Source organism: Pseudomonas sp. NFACC32-1 (genome assembly GCF_900101215.1).
Classification (GTDB): Bacteria; Pseudomonadota; Gammaproteobacteria; order Pseudomonadales; family Pseudomonadaceae; genus Aquipseudomonas.
Genome location: NZ_FMUL01000012.1, coordinates 111,834 through 128,043 on the forward strand (window position 1 = coordinate 111,834; position 16,210 = coordinate 128,043).

Here is a 16,210-nt window from a genome sequence, read left to right on the forward strand (position 1 = left end):
CCCAGGCACGCGAAGCAGCAGCGGAATCGCGCAGATACGCAGGGAGCCACTGTTCCACTCATCCCTGCGGCGCCAAAAAACTTGCAAAACGGAACATCTGTGCATAACCTCTCACGCAACACACCCGCCATGCCTATGGTTGCTCCGGCAGCTACGCACAAATTGAGCGGGTTTTTTATGCTTGGTAGTTTTTCCGCATGAAGCTTTTCAGCAAGCCAGCCATTGATATTCCTGCGCAATTGGCCCTGCTCAAACAACGCGGGCTCACTATCTTGGACGAAGGCAAGGCGCACTGCTTTCTCGAAGCCGTTAGCTTCTTTCGCCTCACGCCTTATATGCGCCCTTTCCAAATTTCTGAAGATGCCGAGCACGGCTTTAAGCCCGGTACACGGCTGCGATCGCTCACTCGCCTATACGACTTTGACCGACGCTTGCGGCTGTTAGTCATTGATGCCATTGAACGTATTGAAGTCGCGGCCCGAGCCGCCATCAGCAACCATATGGGACCGCACTATGGCGCTCATTGGTATCTGGAAAGTCGTTTCTTTCAGCGCGATTATCGTCATCAGGCTCTGCTCGATAACATTCAGAGCAAGCAGGACAAGGCGCGCCAGGACCATATGCGGGAATGCCGGCGCATCGACGCTTCTCAAGCGACTGATACCCGCAAAGCGCAGCTCAAAAGCCTGCGTACCAAGGAAAGCTATGCACGCCATTACGCACTGACTTACAACACACCCGACCTAATGCCCGCTTGGGCCGCAATGGAAGAAATTACCCTTGGCGAACTCTCGCACTTGTTCAAGGGTTTGGCACGCGATGCCGACAAAAAGGCCATCGCCCGACGCTTAGCGTTGCCGGGTCCATTGCTGCAATCCTGGCTGCACACCCTGACGACCATTCGCAATATTTGCGCGCATCACGCGCGGCTGTGGAACCGGGAACTGGGTATCCGCCCTGAACTGCCCAAAACCGTCAATTTTCCTTGGCCTCAACATCTACAACGTCCAGGACAGCATGCCCGCATGTTTACGGTGCTATGTATCCTCAATTTACTGATGCGCCAGGTCAGTCCACATACCAGTTGGGATAGACGTTTGTATGAGTTGTTAGATGAGTTCGCCGATATCAACCTGGCAGCCATGGGCTTCCCGCCGGACTGGCAGAACGATCCGTTCTGGCAAGTACCCGGCTGAATAAAATTTTGCGATCTCCCCGCTGCCATGAATCCTTTCTGAGAGCTCCCATGACCAACTCCGACATCGTCCAGAAACTCTGGAACCTATGCGACGTACTGCGCGACGACGGCATCAACTACAGCGACTACGTCACCGAGCTGGTATTGCTTTTGTTCATCAAGATGGAATTCGAACAGGTCCAGAACAACGACAGCTTCACCCACAAACTGCCCGAGGGCGCCCGCTGGCCTGACCTGGCAAGCAAGTCCGGGCTCAACCTGCTCGATCATTACCGCCAGATGTTGTTAGACCTGGGCAAAAACAGCGACCCGCTGATCGCCGCGATTTATGCCGACGCCCAGACCCGCTTGAAAGAACCTCGTCACCTGGAGCAGTTGATCAAAAGCCTGGACGGGATCGATTGGTTCAGCGCCCGCCGCGATGGGCTTGGTGATCTTTATGAAGGGCTGCTGGAGAAAAACGCCAGCGAAACCAAATCTGGTGCAGGACAGTACTTCACCCCACGCCCATTGATCGACAGCATCATTCGCTGCATCAAGCCGCAGCCCGGCGAAACTATCCAGGATCCTGCCGCCGGCACCGCAGGTTTCTTGATCGCTGCGGATGCCTATATCAAAGGCAACACCGACGATCACTACGACCTCGACGAAAAAGCCCGCAGTTTTCAACGTAACCGCGCCTTCATCGGAATCGAACTGGTGCCCGGCACCCGCCGTTTGGCCCTGATGAACACTTTGCTGCACGGCATGGAAGGCGACGAAGAAGGCGTGGTGCACCTCGGTAACGCCCTCGGCCAGACCGGGGCCAATCTGCCCAAAGTTGATGTCATCCTCTCGAATCCGCCATTTGGTACAGCCAAGGGCGGTGGTGGCCCAACTCGCGACGACCTGACGTACAAAACCAGTAACAAACAGCTGGCCTTTCTTCAGCACATTTACCGTGGCCTGAAACCCGGTGGCCGCGCCGCCGTGGTGCTACCGGATAACGTATTGTTCGAAGCCGGCGTTGGTACAGACGTGCGCCGCGACCTGATGGACAAATGCAACCTGCACACGATCCTGCGCCTGCCCATTGGCATTTTTTATGCTCCGGGTGTGAAGACAAATGTGCTGTTTTTTCAGAAAGGTACTGCCGACAATCCGCGTCAGGATCAAGGTTGCACGCAGCGCACGTGGATCTATGACCTACGTAGCAATATGCCTAGGTTTGGCAAACGCACGCCGTTTGGGGCGCAACACTTAAAATCCTTTGAAGACTCCTATGGCGAGGACGCCAACGGCAACGGCGCGCGCGCCGAAAATGTCGAAGGAATCGGAGTAATCAGCCGCTTCCGTGTATTTAGCCGCGAGCAGGTCAAAGAGCGAGGCGACTCCCTAGATATCAGTTGGATTAAGGATGCCAACAGCCTCGACGCCCTCGACCTACCCGCTCCGGAAGTACTGGCTGGCGAAGCCATGGCCGAACTGACCGAAACGCTGCATGTACTGGAAGAGCTGATGAAAGCTCTAGGCGCTGACGATGAAGTGGCAGCGCAGAAATTGTTGTTAGCTGAAGTAATGGGGCTTTCTGCTAACGAGGATAAGGCATGAGCAAAGTCATCCCTGCTAACTGGCTACCTGTCCGCTTCGAGGAGATTTTCACACAAATTTCTACCTCTGGAAAAAAAGTTAAAACCACTAAGCTGTTAGCTAAAGGTAAATTTCCAGTTGTGGACCAAGGGCGAGCGTTCATCTCAGGCTATCTAGATGATTCAAATTTGGTAGTAAGCGATGAAAAACCATTGATAATTTTTGGCGATCACACTCGCGAGATAAAATGGATAGATTTTCCATTCATCCCCGGTGCCGACGGTGTAAAAATCCTCAAACCACACTCCGAGGTGAATGGGCGATTTTTATATTTTTTTTTACGCAACCTTCAGATTGAAGGCAAAGGGTATGCTAGGCACTTTAAAATTCTAAAGGATGCTGAATACTTCCTCCCCCCGCTGCCCGAACAAACCCGCACAGCCCAAAAGCTCGATCAACTTTTAGTTCAGGTCGACATTATTAAAGCTCGAATTGACGCAATCCCTACATTAATCAAACGCTTCCGCCAGTCCGTTCTTGCCGCCGCCACTTCAGGGCGGCTAACCGAGCACTATCGTCAGACAAATAATCACTACGAGAATGTCGTTCCGAATCTTAAATCGAAAAATCTTAGCGCGGAAGAGCTAGCAGGAGCCGAGGAACTTCTGGGAGAGCCCCTACCCTCATGTTGGACTAAATACGCCTTGGAACAGCTTGTTGAGCCAGAGAGAGGGATCCCATACGGAATTGTTCAGACTGGTAATGCAGCCAGTAAAGGGGTACCAACTGTTAGGTGCGGTGACGTAAAGTATCTCTTCATCGAAACGTCGGCTCTGAAACTAGTCTCCCCTGAAATCGAGCAAAACTACCAAAGGACTCGGCTTAAAGGTGGCGAGGTGTTACTGGCAATCCGCGGCTCCGTAGGGAATGTTGGCGTTGTTCCCGAAACTCTGCGCGATTGCAACATTAGCCGTGAAGTTGCAATGATTCCGACACTCCCGTCAGTTTTTCCATTCTTCTTAGCATGCCTTCTTCAAAGCCCCGTTGGGCAGCGTTTACTGGCTGGTAAAATCCGAGGTGTGGCGCAAAAAGGCATTAATTTAGCAGATGTGAAAAGGCTGCCAGTCGCTTTGCCGCCATGTGAAGAACAAACTGAAATCGTCCGCCTAGTCGAACAACTCTTCGCCTTCGCCGACCAACTAGAAGCCAAAGTCACCTCAGCAAAAAAACGCATCGACCACCTAACCCAAAGCATCCTGACCAAAGCGTTCCGCGGGGAACTGGTCCCTCAAGACCCCAACGATGAACCTGCCAGCGTGCTGCTGGAGCGTATCAAGGCCCAACGTGCCAGCGCCCCCAAAGCCACGCGCGGGCGCAAGGCATCAGCTTGAGCACACCACTGAACGATTTGCACGCTGGACATTACGCCTCGGCAATTGAACAGGAAGTCATTTATGCCCATTCCGGATTTTCAGAGCGTCATGCGGCCGACACTGGCCACCGTTGCCGACGGTACCCCGCTGGCGCTAAGCGAGCTTCGCGAACGCATCGCCAATGAGTTTCAGCTCAGCGAGGAGGAGCGCAGTGAACGCCTGCCTTCCGGCAAGCAAACGGTCATTAACAATCGAGTCGGTTGGGCGCGCACCTATCTGAATAAGGCGGGGCTGCTGAGCATTCCGGCGAAGGGACTGGTGCAAATCACCGAACGCGGTCTAGAGGCGCTGAACAGCGGGCCGGCACGTATTACCGTTAGGTGGCTCAAGCAATACCCTGAATTCGCCGCATTCCATACGACCAGTCCCGCCGATGACCCAGCGTTAGCCTTGCAGAGCGAACCGGTCGAGCAAGCCACCCCCGACGAGCAGCTGGCCGCAGCACATCAGGCGCTGACGCAATCATTGGCGGATGAACTGCTGGTCCTGGTGCGTGCAGCTTCACCAACTTTTTTCGAGCAACTGGTGGTCGATCTGATGATCGCCATGGGTTACGGCGGTTCACGCAAGGAAGCTGGACGCGCGACGCAACAAACCAACGACGACGGCATCGACGGAATCATCAAGGAAGACAAGCTTGGCCTGGACGTTATCTACCTTCAAGCCAAGCGTTGGACCAACACCGTACACCGCCCGGAAATCGATAAGTTCATCGGCGCCCTCACCCGACAACGCGCTCGCAAGGGTGTGTTCATTACCACTTCGGACTTTTCCAACGGCGCCCGCGAAGCCGCCCTGAGCCTGGATATCAAAGTGGTTTTGATCGATGGGTTGGAGCTGGCGCGGTTGATGGTTGAGAACAATCTGGGTTGTAACGTCAAACAGGTTTACGAAGTGAAGCATTTGGATAGCGATTATTTCGTGGAAGATTGACCGCTACCCTCAAACTTCAGGCATAAAAAAGGTCTTGCCACGCAAGACCTTTTTTATGCCTGAAGGGCAACGAACGCCCCGCCCTACCTCACCTCAACAACATCCAAAACCCGATTCGCCAACAACTCACTCAACTCCACCACCTGCAAAATCCCCAACACCACATGCCGTCGCGACCCTTCCAGGTCAAACGCCAGATCACTGAGCATCGCATTCGCCGAGGCCAGGTTTTCACTGAGATTGACAAGCAGACACTCCGAATCAACATCAGGCGCAATACGGAAAATAGTGTCAGGCTTGTCAGACGTTTCTTTCTTCGGCGTAGGGTTCAGATAGAAATCCAAAGCCCGGTTGGCAGCGTCATCCAGTTTCTTGTTGCGGGCAGACTGAACGCGGGACTCATGTTCGTCTGTAGCTGGCGGGTTCGGTGTAATTTTGACCATGGTAAAGCTCCTAGAGTCTGTTGGAGCTACCACCCTTCGCTGCGAAACGAAGTATGGGGTGGCAGCTGTACGCGGGTTCGCAGACCGGGACTCTAGGGACCGGCAGACCCGAAGGTCTCCCACGCACAGCCACCTCTGACGAAATCACAGACATGGGCGATCTGTTTTCGAAGGTGACGTTGTGCGCCTATAGAGTCCGGGCTGCGAAACCCGATCACTGATGAGCAGTGACGGATTCAAACTACCGAGGGGACCCAAGACGCACAAGCCGGCGGATTCTGGCGTAGTTGTAGGCGATGGCGCAAGGCGATGTCGGTCTTGGCCAGGCTCGTGGAGTCGCGATAAACAGCTGGCCGGAACGTTGCGGATGCACCGCTATCGCGAGCAAGCTCGCTCCCACAGAGGGGCTTGTGTACATACGTCGCAGGCAAATGCATTCGCGACTGGCTGCATCCTTGCAGCCAGTCGCGAAGAAGGTTACGACTCGTTGTTCAACGGGGCCTGCGACCAACATCGCAATGAATCAGGCGGGATATCTCGATCATATCCACAACGGTTTTGTCATCGACCTCAAACCCGCTGCCTGAACCCCCTGTGCTGCTATTACTTGAGCGTAACGTCAAGCATCGGCGGGATGTACCCATAGTCGTACTCGGCCACGACAAACGTCTGCTGCCCTTTTATCTTCAAGCCCACCGTGGGTGCCTCGGTGCCACCCACGCGAACCTGCGTGCCGGTTTCGTCGGTCGGTACGCTGTCGATGAAGGAAGTCACCAGGCCGTTTGGCATTACATAGTGCGAGTAGGTCTGGAATGGCTGGGAGGACGGGTTGCCCAGCACCAGGCCGGAGCCGTTGAGCGGTACGTAGGGGCCGAACAGGGAGTCTGCGACAAAGCCGTATACGCCATCCGGCCCGGTCACGCCGTCGGCATAGGTGAAGGTGTGGCTGATCGTGAACAGGTAGTACTTGCCGTCCTGGAACACGAAGTGCGGGCGTTCGGTCTGGTCGTTGACGCCCACGGCGGTCAGCAGGGGCGGCAGCATTTCCCAGTCGTCGCCGTCCGCGTCGCGGGCCACGGCGATGCCGACGCAGGCGGTCTGGAAGCGCGAGTTGCCGACCTCTTCATAACCCGGCGGCACGTCGCCGATTTCGGCCTCGCCCACTTTGTGCGAGCCGCGCTCACCGGCCACGTTGCCCTCGAACAGCATGTACAGCTTGCCATCTTTCGGGTCGCGGAAAGGCCATGGGTCGCGGAAACCCCAGAAGGCGTTCTGGGCTTCGGTCTGGTACATCTTGCCGTCGGCCTCGAACAGCGGCTTGACCTTCTCGAAGCCGACCATGCTGACACCATGTTCGGTGGTCACGACCCGACCGCGCACCTTGACGATGGTCGCGCCTGGGGTGACGGCGGTGTAATACAGGTCCACTTCACCGCGGTCGTTCAACAGAATCGGCGTACCGGCCCATTCGCGAACGGTCGGCGAAACGCCTTCGGCCATCACACGGCCACCGAATTCCCAGTCCTTGCCGGTACGGGAAAACCAGAAGTACATCTTCGCCCGACCGTGACGATCGTTCCAATCGCGCAGGATGTCGTAGTTACCGTTCTCGTCCAGGTACTGCGGGTCGTTTGGATGACGGTCGGCCGTCAGGGTGAAGATCACCGACCAGCCGTCGACGGACGTCACGTTACCGTCCAGGTCGCGCAGGGGCATGGTGTCCCAGATAAACACGTCGTCGCTCAATACGGGGAAATCCGCGCTGACCAGAGGCTGGGTGGTGGTGGGATCATCCGCCCGGACTTTCAACGCATCGGCGCGGGTCCAGAGGCTGGGTTGATGGGGGGTTACACCGAATTTTTCAGCGTTGGTTTTCATAAGCTACTACCTCGTCCATGAATGGATTGAACTGAATAAAGATTGATAAATACTGTATGTGCATACAGTGAAAACAACCTTATAGAGGCTCCCCAAAGGGGTCAAGCAAAAAAATGCATTTATGCATATTCAGAGTTTTTCCTGGATGCTGATACGTTTCAGCGATGGATATTCCTGAAAGTTAATTCATGGCTAGATCGAAGACGTTGCCTGCACATTAGGGTTTTTCACGGCAGGCGGGACGAGTTGCATTCGGGCATAAAAAAAGGCCTTGCCGTGGCAAGACCTTTTTCCTATCCGGGGCAGCGTGTCCGCTGACTACCTCACCTCAACGATATCCAACGCTCGATTGGCCAACAGTTCACTCAACTCGATCACCTGCTGGATCCCCAACGCCACATGCCGCCTGGACCCGTCCAGGTCGAAGGCCAGGTCGCTGATCATGGCGTTGGCCGAAGCCAGGTTCTCGCTGAGGCTGGCCAGCAGGCATTCGGAATCGACATCGGAAACGATGCGAAAGAGGGTGTTGAGAGTGTCGGACGTTTCCTTGTCGGGCTTGGGTTTCAGGTAGAAATCCAATGCTCGGGTGGCTGCGTCGTCGATTTTCCTGTTGCGGGCAGTCTGGGCGCGGGAGACGTGTTCGTCGTTGACTGGGGGGTTCGGTGTAATTTTGACCATGGCCTTAGCTCTCGTTTGGTTAAGGCTACAACCCGCTCGCGACTAAACGATTGGGAGGCAGCTGTACGCAGGTTAGTCGACCGACGAGCTAAGAAATCGGCGCGCCCAAAGGCGCCCTGCGCACAGCCACCATCAAGTGCAGGGATGGGGAGATCCCTGACTGAAGGACGCTTGAGCGACTTAGCAACAACGGGCGACTAAACCCGATCACTGACAATCAGTGACAGGTCCCAAGCTACCGACGCGACCCCAGGCGCACAAGCCGGCGGATTCTGGCGTAGTTGTAGGCAACGGCGCAAGGCGGTGTCGGTTGGGTATTGCAGCGGTGTCGGGTGGCGGGCCGATGCGGCATGACCGTTGTTTGCCCGGATCCACGGCGAGTAGACTGCCTCACGGTGTGCAGGACGCTCCCCACGGCGGCGTCGAACGGACGGAGGGCATTTCGCTGCCGTCGTACTCAAGGAGAATGACCATGAACCTACCGCCCGACGGGCTTCCCATCTACCGGGTGCTGACAGGCCCCGACGATGCCGCATTCTGTCATCGGGTCAGCGATGCGTTGAAAATGGGCTATACGCTGCATGGTGGCCCGGCCGTCACTTTCAATGGTGAGCGGACCATCGTCGCCCAGGCGATTCTCTGGCCGACAGGCACCCCCACCGCGCCCCCTTTCGCTGACGCCCGATAGCACCGCAAAGCCATGACTCGGCCCGCCGAATGGATTGGATCCAGGGCTTGTCTCAAGGGGCGTTATGGGTCTATTTTGTTCGCATAACAATATAGCCGTTCGGACTATGCCGACGGCTCAGGCGCAAGCGACGTGATTCGTATCGAACAGGAAATACGAACGCAACGCCCCACCCTATGGGGCGCGCTTGTGATTTGATCAACTGGGGCAGCGTTCCCCATGACAGTCTTCCTTATTCAAACGATCCGACGTTTTCGGATTGCCGCTGCCAATGAAAATGTATGTGGGGTGGCCAGTCAGCCACGAGCACACGGATGTTCATGACCCTGCGTTATTGGCCTGATAACGCAGTGGCTTACAGGGAGGTTGTCATGCTGGATCGCCAACAGTTGGAAGCGTTTGCCTGCGTCATCGAACACAAGAGCTTTGAACGCGCGGCCTCGGCGCTCAACATCACCAGCGGTGCCATTTCGCAACGAATAAAGTCGCTGGAAAACTCGCTTTCAACCATCCTGGTCATTCGCGAAAGACCCATTCATCCCACATCGGCCGGCCAGGCCTTGTTGCAGCATGTCTCGGCACTGCGTTCGCTCGAACATGATGTGCTGAGGTTGCTGTCGCGCAAAGGCAATACGAACTCCAAGATTGCCATCGGTGTACACCCCGACTCGCTCAATACCTGGTTCGCCCCGCTGTTGATCGAGTTGATGCGGGCCGAACAGGTCTGTGTCGAAATCATTTCCGATGATCGTTGCTCCAGCCTGAACATTCTCAAGCGCGGGGATGTCCAGGGGTGCGTGTCGGTGGTCGCCGATCCCCTCGATGGGTTTGAAGTCCATCCGTTGGGGGCCATGGAATACAAATGTGTCAGCACCCCCGACTATATGCGCCGCTATCTGGCCCGCGGCATGGGCACGCATTCGCTGCTCGACGCGCCGGCGATCACCCGGGGGCGCAATGACACGCGCCACACCGCCTTCCTTCGCGAACTGCTCGGCGTCTCGATCGAGCGGTTCCCCTGTCATTACTTGCCTTCATTGCCCATGGTCCAGGATGCGGTCCTGGCGGGGCTGGGCTATACGCTGATGCCCGCGGATGTCGCCGCGCCGCTGCTCGAAGAAGGACAACTGGTGGACCTGATGCCGGACAGCAGTTACCGCGAACCGCTCTACTGGCATGGCTGGATGAACCACTCGGTGGTCAAGGACCTGGTGGGAAGGCGCATCATCGATACCGCCAGCAAGTCCCTGCAACCGGCGCCCTGTTGAGCGATCCGCCACGGCGTCAAGGCTCGTTAAGCGTTACTGGCGTGGCTTTAAAAAATCTAACGCGCCGTTTGCGCGACATGCTTGGGCGTAGACTCGAACGGACATCAAGACTGGGTGAGTGAGGGGGCTCGTCATCGTGAAAAGTACTGGATCGGATGCTTACCACGCGCACCCCATGGCCCCCGATGCAATCTTGAAATGCCTGACCGACAGCATGGGGAGCGACGCCTGGACACGGGTCCTCGCCCAGCGCTTTTCCAGCCCGGCGGAGTGTGTCGCGGAGATATTCAATCCGCACCGGCCGGGGGGTGCTTATGCTTGCACGCGCCGCGATGGCGTTGCATCGGGTTGGGCCGTGTACTTTCGGTTCCACGAACGCGCCGGTTATGACGGAAGCATGAAGCTGGTGCTGCACAGCGAAGACGAGGATGCCAGTTCCAGCGTTTTCGATGTGCTGTCCAGCGCGTGCGCCTCAAGGGGCAAAGAGCAAGGCGTGCACACGCTGATCAGTGTGGTGGACAGCCATATGCAACGCCACGCCTCATGGTTTTCCGACAGCCCCTTTCTGTTGGGCGGCGCGGTGGGAGCGAGCGGAAATTCGACGCTGAACGTGTTCTACAGGAAGTTATCAGATGATTCGGCCGGCCACTCCCGATGATTTGCCCTCCATGGTGGAAACCTACAATCAGGCCATTGCCGACAAGGTTTTCGCCAATTGTGACGTTCCCCAGCACACCCATGAAAAATTCGCCCTGACCTACTTCGGAAAGAACCGACGTTTCGCCGTTCTCGTTTATTTGTCGAGTGACGGCGAGACGGTCGCGTGGGGTGCCCTGAAACCCTTTTCCGCGCGGCCCGACGACGAAACCATGGCGGAAGTCGCCGTGTATGTACGACGGGACATGCGTGCCCGCGGGGTCGGGATCCGACTGCTGCAAGCCCTGGAGGTCTCGGCGAGAGAGGCCGGTTTCGAGTCGCTGGTGGCCATTATCCTGGGGCCGAACCACGCCAGTGCCCGCGGGTGCAAGTCTCAGGGTTTCTCCGAATGTGTACGGATTCCTCGGATCGCAAGGCTGGAGGACACTCTGGTCGACATAGTCTGGCTACAGAAAAAAATGGAAGGGAATGCTCATGGTTTTGATCGTTGACGAGTCGTATCAGCTGGGGACCTTTCGCGACAATGAAGACTCCCTGCGTCGCCTGAAATCCCAGGCCGGCATTGCGCTGGACCTGGAGTTCGATCATCTGAGGCAAGCCGGGCTGACCCAGGGACAACGGGTCCTGGATGTCGGCTGCGGCCCGGGCATCATCACCACCCAGATTGCGCTTCGGGCCCAGCCCAGCCGGTTGATGGCCCTGGACTGCAATGAAACCAGCATCAGCGAGACGCGCAAGCAATTGGCCGGTGCCGGCATCGACGAAGCCCAGGTGCGCCAATGCAACCTGTATGACGAAAGCCTGACCGAGCCGGGGCAGTTCGATTTCAGCTATGCGCGCATGGTTTTCCAGCACCTGTCGGAGCCCCTGAGCGCCTTGCGCAATATCCACCGCAGCCTGGCCATCGGCGGGCGCCTGTGCATCTGCGACATTGACGACCGCTGGTTCGGCGCCTCGCCCCAGCCGCCCGAGCTGCAGTCGTTCCTCGCCCGCGTGGCCAGGGCCCAAGCCGCTCGCGGAGGCGACCGTCACGTCGGCAGCAAGCTGGCGAGCTATTTCGAACAGGCCGGCTATGGCGATATCCGCTGCAGCATGTTGCTGGTATCCACGTCGCTGATCGGGGCGAGCGCTTTCTGCGACCTGGTCTTTGGCTACAAGATGGAAGTGATTCCAGAAGACGAACTCGAACTGGCCCGGCGCGAGATGGCCGTGATCACCCAAAGCATCGAGAGCCCGGGCGGCTGGGCGGGGATCGGCGTATTCTTCGTCTCTGGAGAAAAACAGTAACGCAAAGGAATCTGCGCATGCCTGGCAAAGCCAAACTCAACCAGAAAATCGCCCCCACGGCGCGGATTGCATCGAGCGCCGTGCTCGAAGGCAATGTGTCCATCGGTGCCGGAACGGTGATCGGACACGGTGCGGTCCTCGTCGCGGAAGGTGGCGCGCTGACGATCGGGGAAAACTGCATCGTCATGGAAAACGCCGTGATCCGCAGCACCGCCCATGACGACTGCCACATCGGCAATCACGTGATGGTGGGCCCGCATTGCCATCTGACCGGCTGCCGCATCGACGACGAGGTGTTCGTCGCGACCGGTGCGTCGGTCTTCAACGGCGCTCGCCTGGGCAAAGGCGCGGAGGTGCGCATCAACGGCGTGGTGCATATCAAGACCGTGCTGGAGCCAGGCGCCACGGTGCCCATCGGCTGGATCGCCGTGGGCGACCCGGCACAACTCTTTTCCCCCGACCAGCATGATGAACTCTGGGCGGTGCAGAAGGAGCTGGATTTCCCCCGCTACGTTTTCGGCGTCGACCGCGAAAGCGAAGGCGTCGTCAGGCAGATGATGGAGCGCTACGCCCGCTTCCTGCGCCAGCAGCAGGTGGGCGATGAGTGACACACCCGGGGGCACTGACGAACCGACGCTCATCGACGGCCACAGCCATATCGCTTCCACACGCTTCACACCGCTGAGTTTCCTGGAGGGGGTGGCCGACAATATCGAAGTGAAGCTGCGGGCCAGTGGATTCCCGGTTTCCCGCACGAGGATCCTCGATCAGTTCCAGCGCGAACTGGCCGATCACCAGGGAGATGCCCAGATCGCGGCGATGGACAGGGCCGGAATCAGCCGCTCCGTCCTGCTGCTGCCGGACTTCTCCTTCGCCTTGCCGGATACCGAGCTGACCATCGACGAGATGTTCCAGGAACACCGGGCCATTCTCCAGCGCCATGCCGGACGTTTCGCGGTCTTCGCCGGCGTGGACCCACGCTGGGGGCGAGACGGGCTCGACCTGTTCATCCGCGGCATCGAGCAATACGGCTTCAGCGGCATGAAGCTCTACCCGCCCTGCGGCTACCAGGCCGATGATCCGGCGCTCGCGCCGTTCTACGAATACTGTGACGCCCACCACCTGCCCGTACTGCTGCACATCGGCCCCACCTCCCCCGCCCTGTCCTTTGCTCCCGCCCAGGCCATGTGGGTGGACGAGCCCGCCCGTCGCTACCGGAACATCCCGTTCATCCTCGCCCACGGCGCAGTCAACGACCAGGTGCAGTGCATCCAGCTGTGCAAGTACCGCCCCAACGTCTACCTGGACTTGAGTGGTGCCCAGCACGCGATCGACGCCCGCGGCCGTTCGCCGGTGCTGAGCACGCTGCTGGAAAGCGAGATCAATCACAAGATCATCTTCGGGACAGACTGGCCCATCAACAATCATGAGGCGATCAACAAGCGACTGCGCGCCTTCATTGTCGATCCGGACCAGGCCATCAGCGATCACGATGCGCGCCTGATCCTTTCGGGGAACCTGCAGCGCCTGCTCGACGGAATCATTTCCCCGCAGCGCTGAAGAAAGTGCATTGCACCCTTGGGCGCAATGCCTTTTCCGGCTCGGTCATGCGCGCAGGTGGATCGGCTCCTCGTCCTGCAGACGGTCGACGAAGAACGTCCGAAAAGGCGAAGGATGACGCAGGCTGCGTCCTTGTTGGATGAGCTGCCTGGCACGGTCGAACTGCCGGGCCCGTATGGCCGCCTCGATGGTGGTCAACTCCAGCAGGTCACGCTGCGCATTGCTGCCGCCTATGGCCCGCACCGCCGGCAGGATCTTGCTCAACAGATCCAGGGCGCTGTCGTAGTCCTCCTGCTGGAAGGCAATCAGCCCCCGGCAAACGGTGCGTGTCACGTTGGCGATCATCGGGACCTTGGCATACGTGGAGTCGATGCGTCGCAGGATGCGCTGCACCAGCACCTGGTGATTGGAGCTGGCCATCGCCATGATCGAATGCACATCGTTGAACCAGTACTGCGACTGATCGATGGAAGGCATCCAGTATTGCGCCACTTCCTGCCACAGCTCGGAAACATCCACCCCCGTCAGCGACAAGCGCCACAACAGGCTGACTGCGTCCAGGTCCTCGTACCCGTCGGGGTCGTTCTTGATCCTGATTTTCTGATGGAACGTCTGCAGGACCGCCTCCGGGCGTTGCATATAGAGGTTGAACAGCGCGTGATGCCACCACAGGTGGATGCGCATGCAGAGGTTGTCGCCCCAGTTGTCCTCGGTGTCGTCCAGCCACTTCAGCGTCTGGGCGTACTGCCCGCGCTCGTAGCCGACGTGACAGGCGGCATGGATCGCATAGATGTCCCGGGGGTTGATCGCCAGCGCGCATTCGGCCGCGACACTGGCGGCGTCATAGTCGCCGTTTTCCACCAGGGCAAAGGCTTCGATGCCGCGCACGTATCCATACAAGGGATGCGCGGGCCCCCAGAAGGGTCTTATGGTGAGCACCGTTTCGCGCATCCGCTCGGTCCACCCCATGTTGAACTCCAGCATGTGCACGCTGAACAAGGCCACCACATCCCGCGGATGCTGGGCCAGCAGTTCGCGCCAGCAGGCATGGGCGAGTTCGTAGTCCTGATTGACCCAATGATTGCAGGCCGCCAGGTGCCCCTGCTCGCGGGGGTTCAAACACTCGGGATCGAGACCGCCCAGCAGCAGCGTGGCCTGCTGGATCTGCCGGTCCTCCATGCTCGATAACCTGACGACGCTTTCGATCAACCGAGAAATCGGGCAACGCACTTCGCGCCGCTGCAACAGTGGAAGTGGATCGAACTCCATCCCAAGAATGCCTGTCAGGGCAGTCTCCAATTCGTCTGCTTCGTCGGCGTCCTGCACTCGCACAGGCACACCGCGAGAATCAATGAACTCGATCATAAGAAATCCTTCCCTGTGGGTCTCTGCGTCGGCCTGGGCATGCTCAGGCGGCCAGTTCAGCGAGCCTGGCCGGGGTGATGCCGTTGACCAGCGCGGCCGGGTTGATCTCGCGATCGAGCCGTTCGTGGATCAGGTTCAGTATCGCGATCAACAGCATCGAGTTGCCCCCGGCGTCGAAGAAGTCCGCCTGGTCGGTCTGCGCCGGGTGCTTGAGCACTTCCGCCCAAATGGAGTGGACCGTGGACAACGGGCCGGTGTCGGTCTGAGTGTGCAGTTCCTGGGTTGGCATGTTCATGGGCGTTCCTCCAGAGAGCGGGATTGGCTGAATCACGGTTGAGGTGTGTATTGGGCAAGCAGATTGGCGCGCAGGTTGGGCGCGTCGATCGAGAACAGGAATTTCTGGCCCTTGGCGGGAGTGTTCTGCCGGGCGTAATCGACGTAGTTGATCATCGTGTCTGCCGAGAAGCAGTGCCCGCAGCGCGCCACGTTATCCAGGTACAGCTGGCGACGCGAAAACCCGAGGCGGGTTTCCTTGAGCTGCGTCACGGGGCGGAAGATGTTGTTGCAGAACACTTTGCTGATATCGGCCAGGGTGATCCCGGAAGTCTCCAGGACTTCATTCAGGATTCGCCCGTAGAGTTCGGGCTCGTCCTTGCCGTGGTTGGAGGTGATCGGATCCTGGCTGACGCCGAAACGCGAAGACACGATCTCCAGGCCCGGCCCATCGCACCGGGTGACCAGGCAACTGGCCGCCGAATCGCTGAGCAAGGCGAAGTTGTTGAAGCGTATGGACTCGTCGTAGACCTTGTCGGCGGTGATGATCAGGATGTTGTTGTAGACACCGGCGCGCACCATGCTCTCAGCCATCACGATGGCACTCATGAAACTGATGCAGTTGTTGAGGGTGACGCCGATGGGAAAGGCCTTTCTCAGTTCGAGACCTTCATACAGCCGAACGTTGAAATTGATGTACTCGATCTCGTTGCCGGGAAAGCAGGTCGAGCAGAACATGACGAAGTCGATATCGCCGGCAGACACGCGGCTCTGGGCCAGGGTCTGGCGAGCGGACCTGATGCCCAGGTCGAATATATCGCCGTCGGTCTTGAAGTAGCTTCCCCAGCCGAATACCCCCGGCTCGTCCGGATAGCCGAAGCGATCGAGCATAGCCTTGAAGTCAGGCACATCGTGATAAGGACGTTCGACTTCACCCAGGGCGTAGGAACAAGCGTCAATCATTATGCGCATGCGCATTC

General features: G+C 58.1%; 17 protein-coding genes. 11 read left to right on the plus strand and 6 right to left on the minus strand.

The window, feature by feature from the left end:
- Positions 1-197: 197 nt before the first annotated feature.
- The 4 genes from BLP99_RS18505 to BLP99_RS18520 all read left to right on the plus strand — a co-directional run bounded on the left by BLP99_RS18505 (position 198) and on the right by BLP99_RS18520 (position 5,133).
- The gene (locus BLP99_RS18505) at positions 198-1,196 is read left to right on the plus strand and encodes an Abi family protein (RefSeq protein WP_092181367.1); all 999 of its coding nucleotides are present in this window, start codon (positions 198-200) and stop codon (positions 1,194-1,196) included.
- A gap of 50 nt (positions 1,197-1,246) precedes the next feature.
- Complete coding sequence (locus BLP99_RS18510; protein ID WP_092181370.1) at positions 1,247-2,788, plus strand: class I SAM-dependent DNA methyltransferase; 1,542 nt, start codon at positions 1,247-1,249, stop codon at positions 2,786-2,788.
- Complete coding sequence (locus BLP99_RS18515; protein WP_143007963.1) at positions 2,785-4,158, plus strand: restriction endonuclease subunit S; 1,374 nt, start codon at positions 2,785-2,787, stop codon at positions 4,156-4,158. The genes BLP99_RS18510 and BLP99_RS18515 overlap by 4 nt, the downstream gene beginning before the upstream one ends.
- A gap of 63 nt (positions 4,159-4,221) precedes the next feature.
- Positions 4,222-5,133 (plus strand): restriction endonuclease, encoded by a 912-nt coding sequence (locus BLP99_RS18520; protein WP_092181373.1) that lies wholly within the window; start codon positions 4,222-4,224, stop codon positions 5,131-5,133.
- Positions 5,134-5,216: 83 nt separating this feature from the next.
- Here BLP99_RS18520 and BLP99_RS18525 read toward each other — a convergent pair whose 3' ends face one another.
- From BLP99_RS18525 to BLP99_RS18535, 3 genes are all read right to left on the minus strand, one after another.
- On the minus strand, positions 5,217-5,576 hold the full coding sequence (locus tag BLP99_RS18525) for a DUF6124 family protein (protein WP_092181376.1): 360 nt from the start codon (positions 5,574-5,576) through the stop codon (positions 5,217-5,219).
- 603 nt (positions 5,577-6,179) lie between these two features.
- Complete coding sequence (locus BLP99_RS18530; RefSeq protein ID WP_092181378.1) at positions 6,180-7,454, minus strand: glycoside hydrolase family 68 protein; 1,275 nt, start codon at positions 7,452-7,454, stop codon at positions 6,180-6,182.
- A 318-nt stretch (positions 7,455-7,772) separates the two neighbouring features.
- A complete protein-coding gene (locus BLP99_RS18535; RefSeq protein ID WP_072431409.1) occupies positions 7,773-8,132 on the minus strand; it encodes a DUF6124 family protein in 360 nt (119 codons plus the stop codon).
- A gap of 472 nt (positions 8,133-8,604) precedes the next feature.
- Between BLP99_RS18535 and BLP99_RS18540 the strand changes: the two genes are divergently transcribed.
- From BLP99_RS18540 to BLP99_RS18570, 7 genes are all read left to right on the plus strand, one after another.
- Positions 8,605-8,820 (plus strand): DUF1737 domain-containing protein, encoded by a 216-nt coding sequence (locus BLP99_RS18540; protein ID WP_092181380.1) that lies wholly within the window; start codon positions 8,605-8,607, stop codon positions 8,818-8,820.
- Between the two features lie 371 nt (positions 8,821-9,191).
- On the plus strand, positions 9,192-10,088 hold the full coding sequence (argP, locus tag BLP99_RS18545) for an HTH-type transcriptional regulator ArgP (RefSeq protein WP_072396092.1): 897 nt from the start codon (positions 9,192-9,194) through the stop codon (positions 10,086-10,088).
- Positions 10,089-10,263: 175 nt separating this feature from the next.
- Complete coding sequence (locus tag BLP99_RS18550; RefSeq protein ID WP_072395709.1) at positions 10,264-10,746, plus strand: hypothetical protein; 483 nt, start codon at positions 10,264-10,266, stop codon at positions 10,744-10,746.
- Positions 10,721-11,236, plus strand: a complete 516-nt coding sequence (locus BLP99_RS18555) for a GNAT family N-acetyltransferase (protein WP_072395708.1) — start codon at positions 10,721-10,723, stop codon at positions 11,234-11,236. Before BLP99_RS18550 ends, BLP99_RS18555 begins: the two co-directional genes overlap by 26 nt.
- Positions 11,220-12,032, plus strand: a complete 813-nt coding sequence (locus BLP99_RS18560) for a class I SAM-dependent methyltransferase (protein WP_072395706.1) — start codon at positions 11,220-11,222, stop codon at positions 12,030-12,032. Before BLP99_RS18555 ends, BLP99_RS18560 begins: the two co-directional genes overlap by 17 nt.
- 17 nt (positions 12,033-12,049) lie before the next feature.
- The gene (locus tag BLP99_RS18565) at positions 12,050-12,640 is read left to right on the plus strand and encodes a gamma carbonic anhydrase family protein (RefSeq protein ID WP_072431413.1); all 591 of its coding nucleotides are present in this window, start codon (positions 12,050-12,052) and stop codon (positions 12,638-12,640) included.
- Positions 12,633-13,592: an amidohydrolase family protein gene (locus BLP99_RS18570; RefSeq protein WP_072431414.1), complete on the plus strand. Its 960-nt coding sequence runs from the start codon at positions 12,633-12,635 to the stop codon at positions 13,590-13,592. The genes BLP99_RS18565 and BLP99_RS18570 overlap by 8 nt, the downstream gene beginning before the upstream one ends.
- Positions 13,593-13,637: 45 nt before the next feature.
- Here BLP99_RS18570 and BLP99_RS18575 read toward each other — a convergent pair whose 3' ends face one another.
- Genes BLP99_RS18575 through BLP99_RS18585 form a run of 3 tightly spaced genes read right to left on the minus strand, consistent with a single transcriptional unit; the run spans position 13,638 to position 16,202 of the window.
- The gene (locus BLP99_RS18575) at positions 13,638-14,957 is read right to left on the minus strand and encodes a tetratricopeptide repeat protein (protein WP_072395699.1); all 1,320 of its coding nucleotides are present in this window, start codon (positions 14,955-14,957) and stop codon (positions 13,638-13,640) included.
- Between the two features lie 43 nt (positions 14,958-15,000).
- Positions 15,001-15,252: an acyl carrier protein gene (locus BLP99_RS18580; RefSeq protein WP_072395690.1), complete on the minus strand. Its 252-nt coding sequence runs from the start codon at positions 15,250-15,252 to the stop codon at positions 15,001-15,003.
- Positions 15,253-15,284: 32 nt separating this feature from the next.
- On the minus strand, positions 15,285-16,202 hold the full coding sequence (locus tag BLP99_RS18585; RefSeq protein ID WP_072395680.1) for a beta-ketoacyl-[acyl-carrier-protein] synthase family protein: 918 nt from the start codon (positions 16,200-16,202) through the stop codon (positions 15,285-15,287).
- Positions 16,203-16,210 lie beyond the last annotated feature (8 nt).

Bases quoted from the DNA above. Each gene is read 5' to 3' on its own strand.
- BLP99_RS18505 (WP_092181367.1), top strand. From the start codon at position 198: ATGAAGCTTTTCAGCAAGCCAGCCATTGATATTCCTGCGCAATTGGCC.
- BLP99_RS18510 (WP_092181370.1), top strand. From the start codon at position 1,247: ATGACCAACTCCGACATCGTCCAGAAACTCTGGAACCTATGCGACGTA.
- BLP99_RS18515 (WP_143007963.1), top strand. From the start codon at position 2,785: ATGAGCAAAGTCATCCCTGCTAACTGGCTACCTGTCCGCTTCGAGGAG.
- BLP99_RS18520 (WP_092181373.1), top strand. From the start codon at position 4,222: ATGCCCATTCCGGATTTTCAGAGCGTCATGCGGCCGACACTGGCCACC.
- BLP99_RS18525 (WP_092181376.1), bottom strand. From the start codon at position 5,576: ATGGTCAAAATTACACCGAACCCGCCAGCTACAGACGAACATGAGTCC.
- BLP99_RS18530 (WP_092181378.1), bottom strand. From the start codon at position 7,454: ATGAAAACCAACGCTGAAAAATTCGGTGTAACCCCCCATCAACCCAGC.
- BLP99_RS18535 (WP_072431409.1), bottom strand. From the start codon at position 8,132: ATGGTCAAAATTACACCGAACCCCCCAGTCAACGACGAACACGTCTCC.
- BLP99_RS18540 (WP_092181380.1), top strand. From the start codon at position 8,605: ATGAACCTACCGCCCGACGGGCTTCCCATCTACCGGGTGCTGACAGGC.
- argP (WP_072396092.1), top strand. From the start codon at position 9,192: ATGCTGGATCGCCAACAGTTGGAAGCGTTTGCCTGCGTCATCGAACAC.
- BLP99_RS18550 (WP_072395709.1), top strand. From the start codon at position 10,264: ATGGCCCCCGATGCAATCTTGAAATGCCTGACCGACAGCATGGGGAGC.
- BLP99_RS18555 (WP_072395708.1), top strand. From the start codon at position 10,721: ATGATTCGGCCGGCCACTCCCGATGATTTGCCCTCCATGGTGGAAACC.
- BLP99_RS18560 (WP_072395706.1), top strand. From the start codon at position 11,220: ATGGTTTTGATCGTTGACGAGTCGTATCAGCTGGGGACCTTTCGCGAC.
- BLP99_RS18565 (WP_072431413.1), top strand. From the start codon at position 12,050: ATGCCTGGCAAAGCCAAACTCAACCAGAAAATCGCCCCCACGGCGCGG.
- BLP99_RS18570 (WP_072431414.1), top strand. From the start codon at position 12,633: ATGAGTGACACACCCGGGGGCACTGACGAACCGACGCTCATCGACGGC.
- BLP99_RS18575 (WP_072395699.1), bottom strand. From the start codon at position 14,957: ATGATCGAGTTCATTGATTCTCGCGGTGTGCCTGTGCGAGTGCAGGAC.
- BLP99_RS18580 (WP_072395690.1), bottom strand. From the start codon at position 15,252: ATGAACATGCCAACCCAGGAACTGCACACTCAGACCGACACCGGCCCG.
- BLP99_RS18585 (WP_072395680.1), bottom strand. From the start codon at position 16,202: ATGCGCATAATGATTGACGCTTGTTCCTACGCCCTGGGTGAAGTCGAA.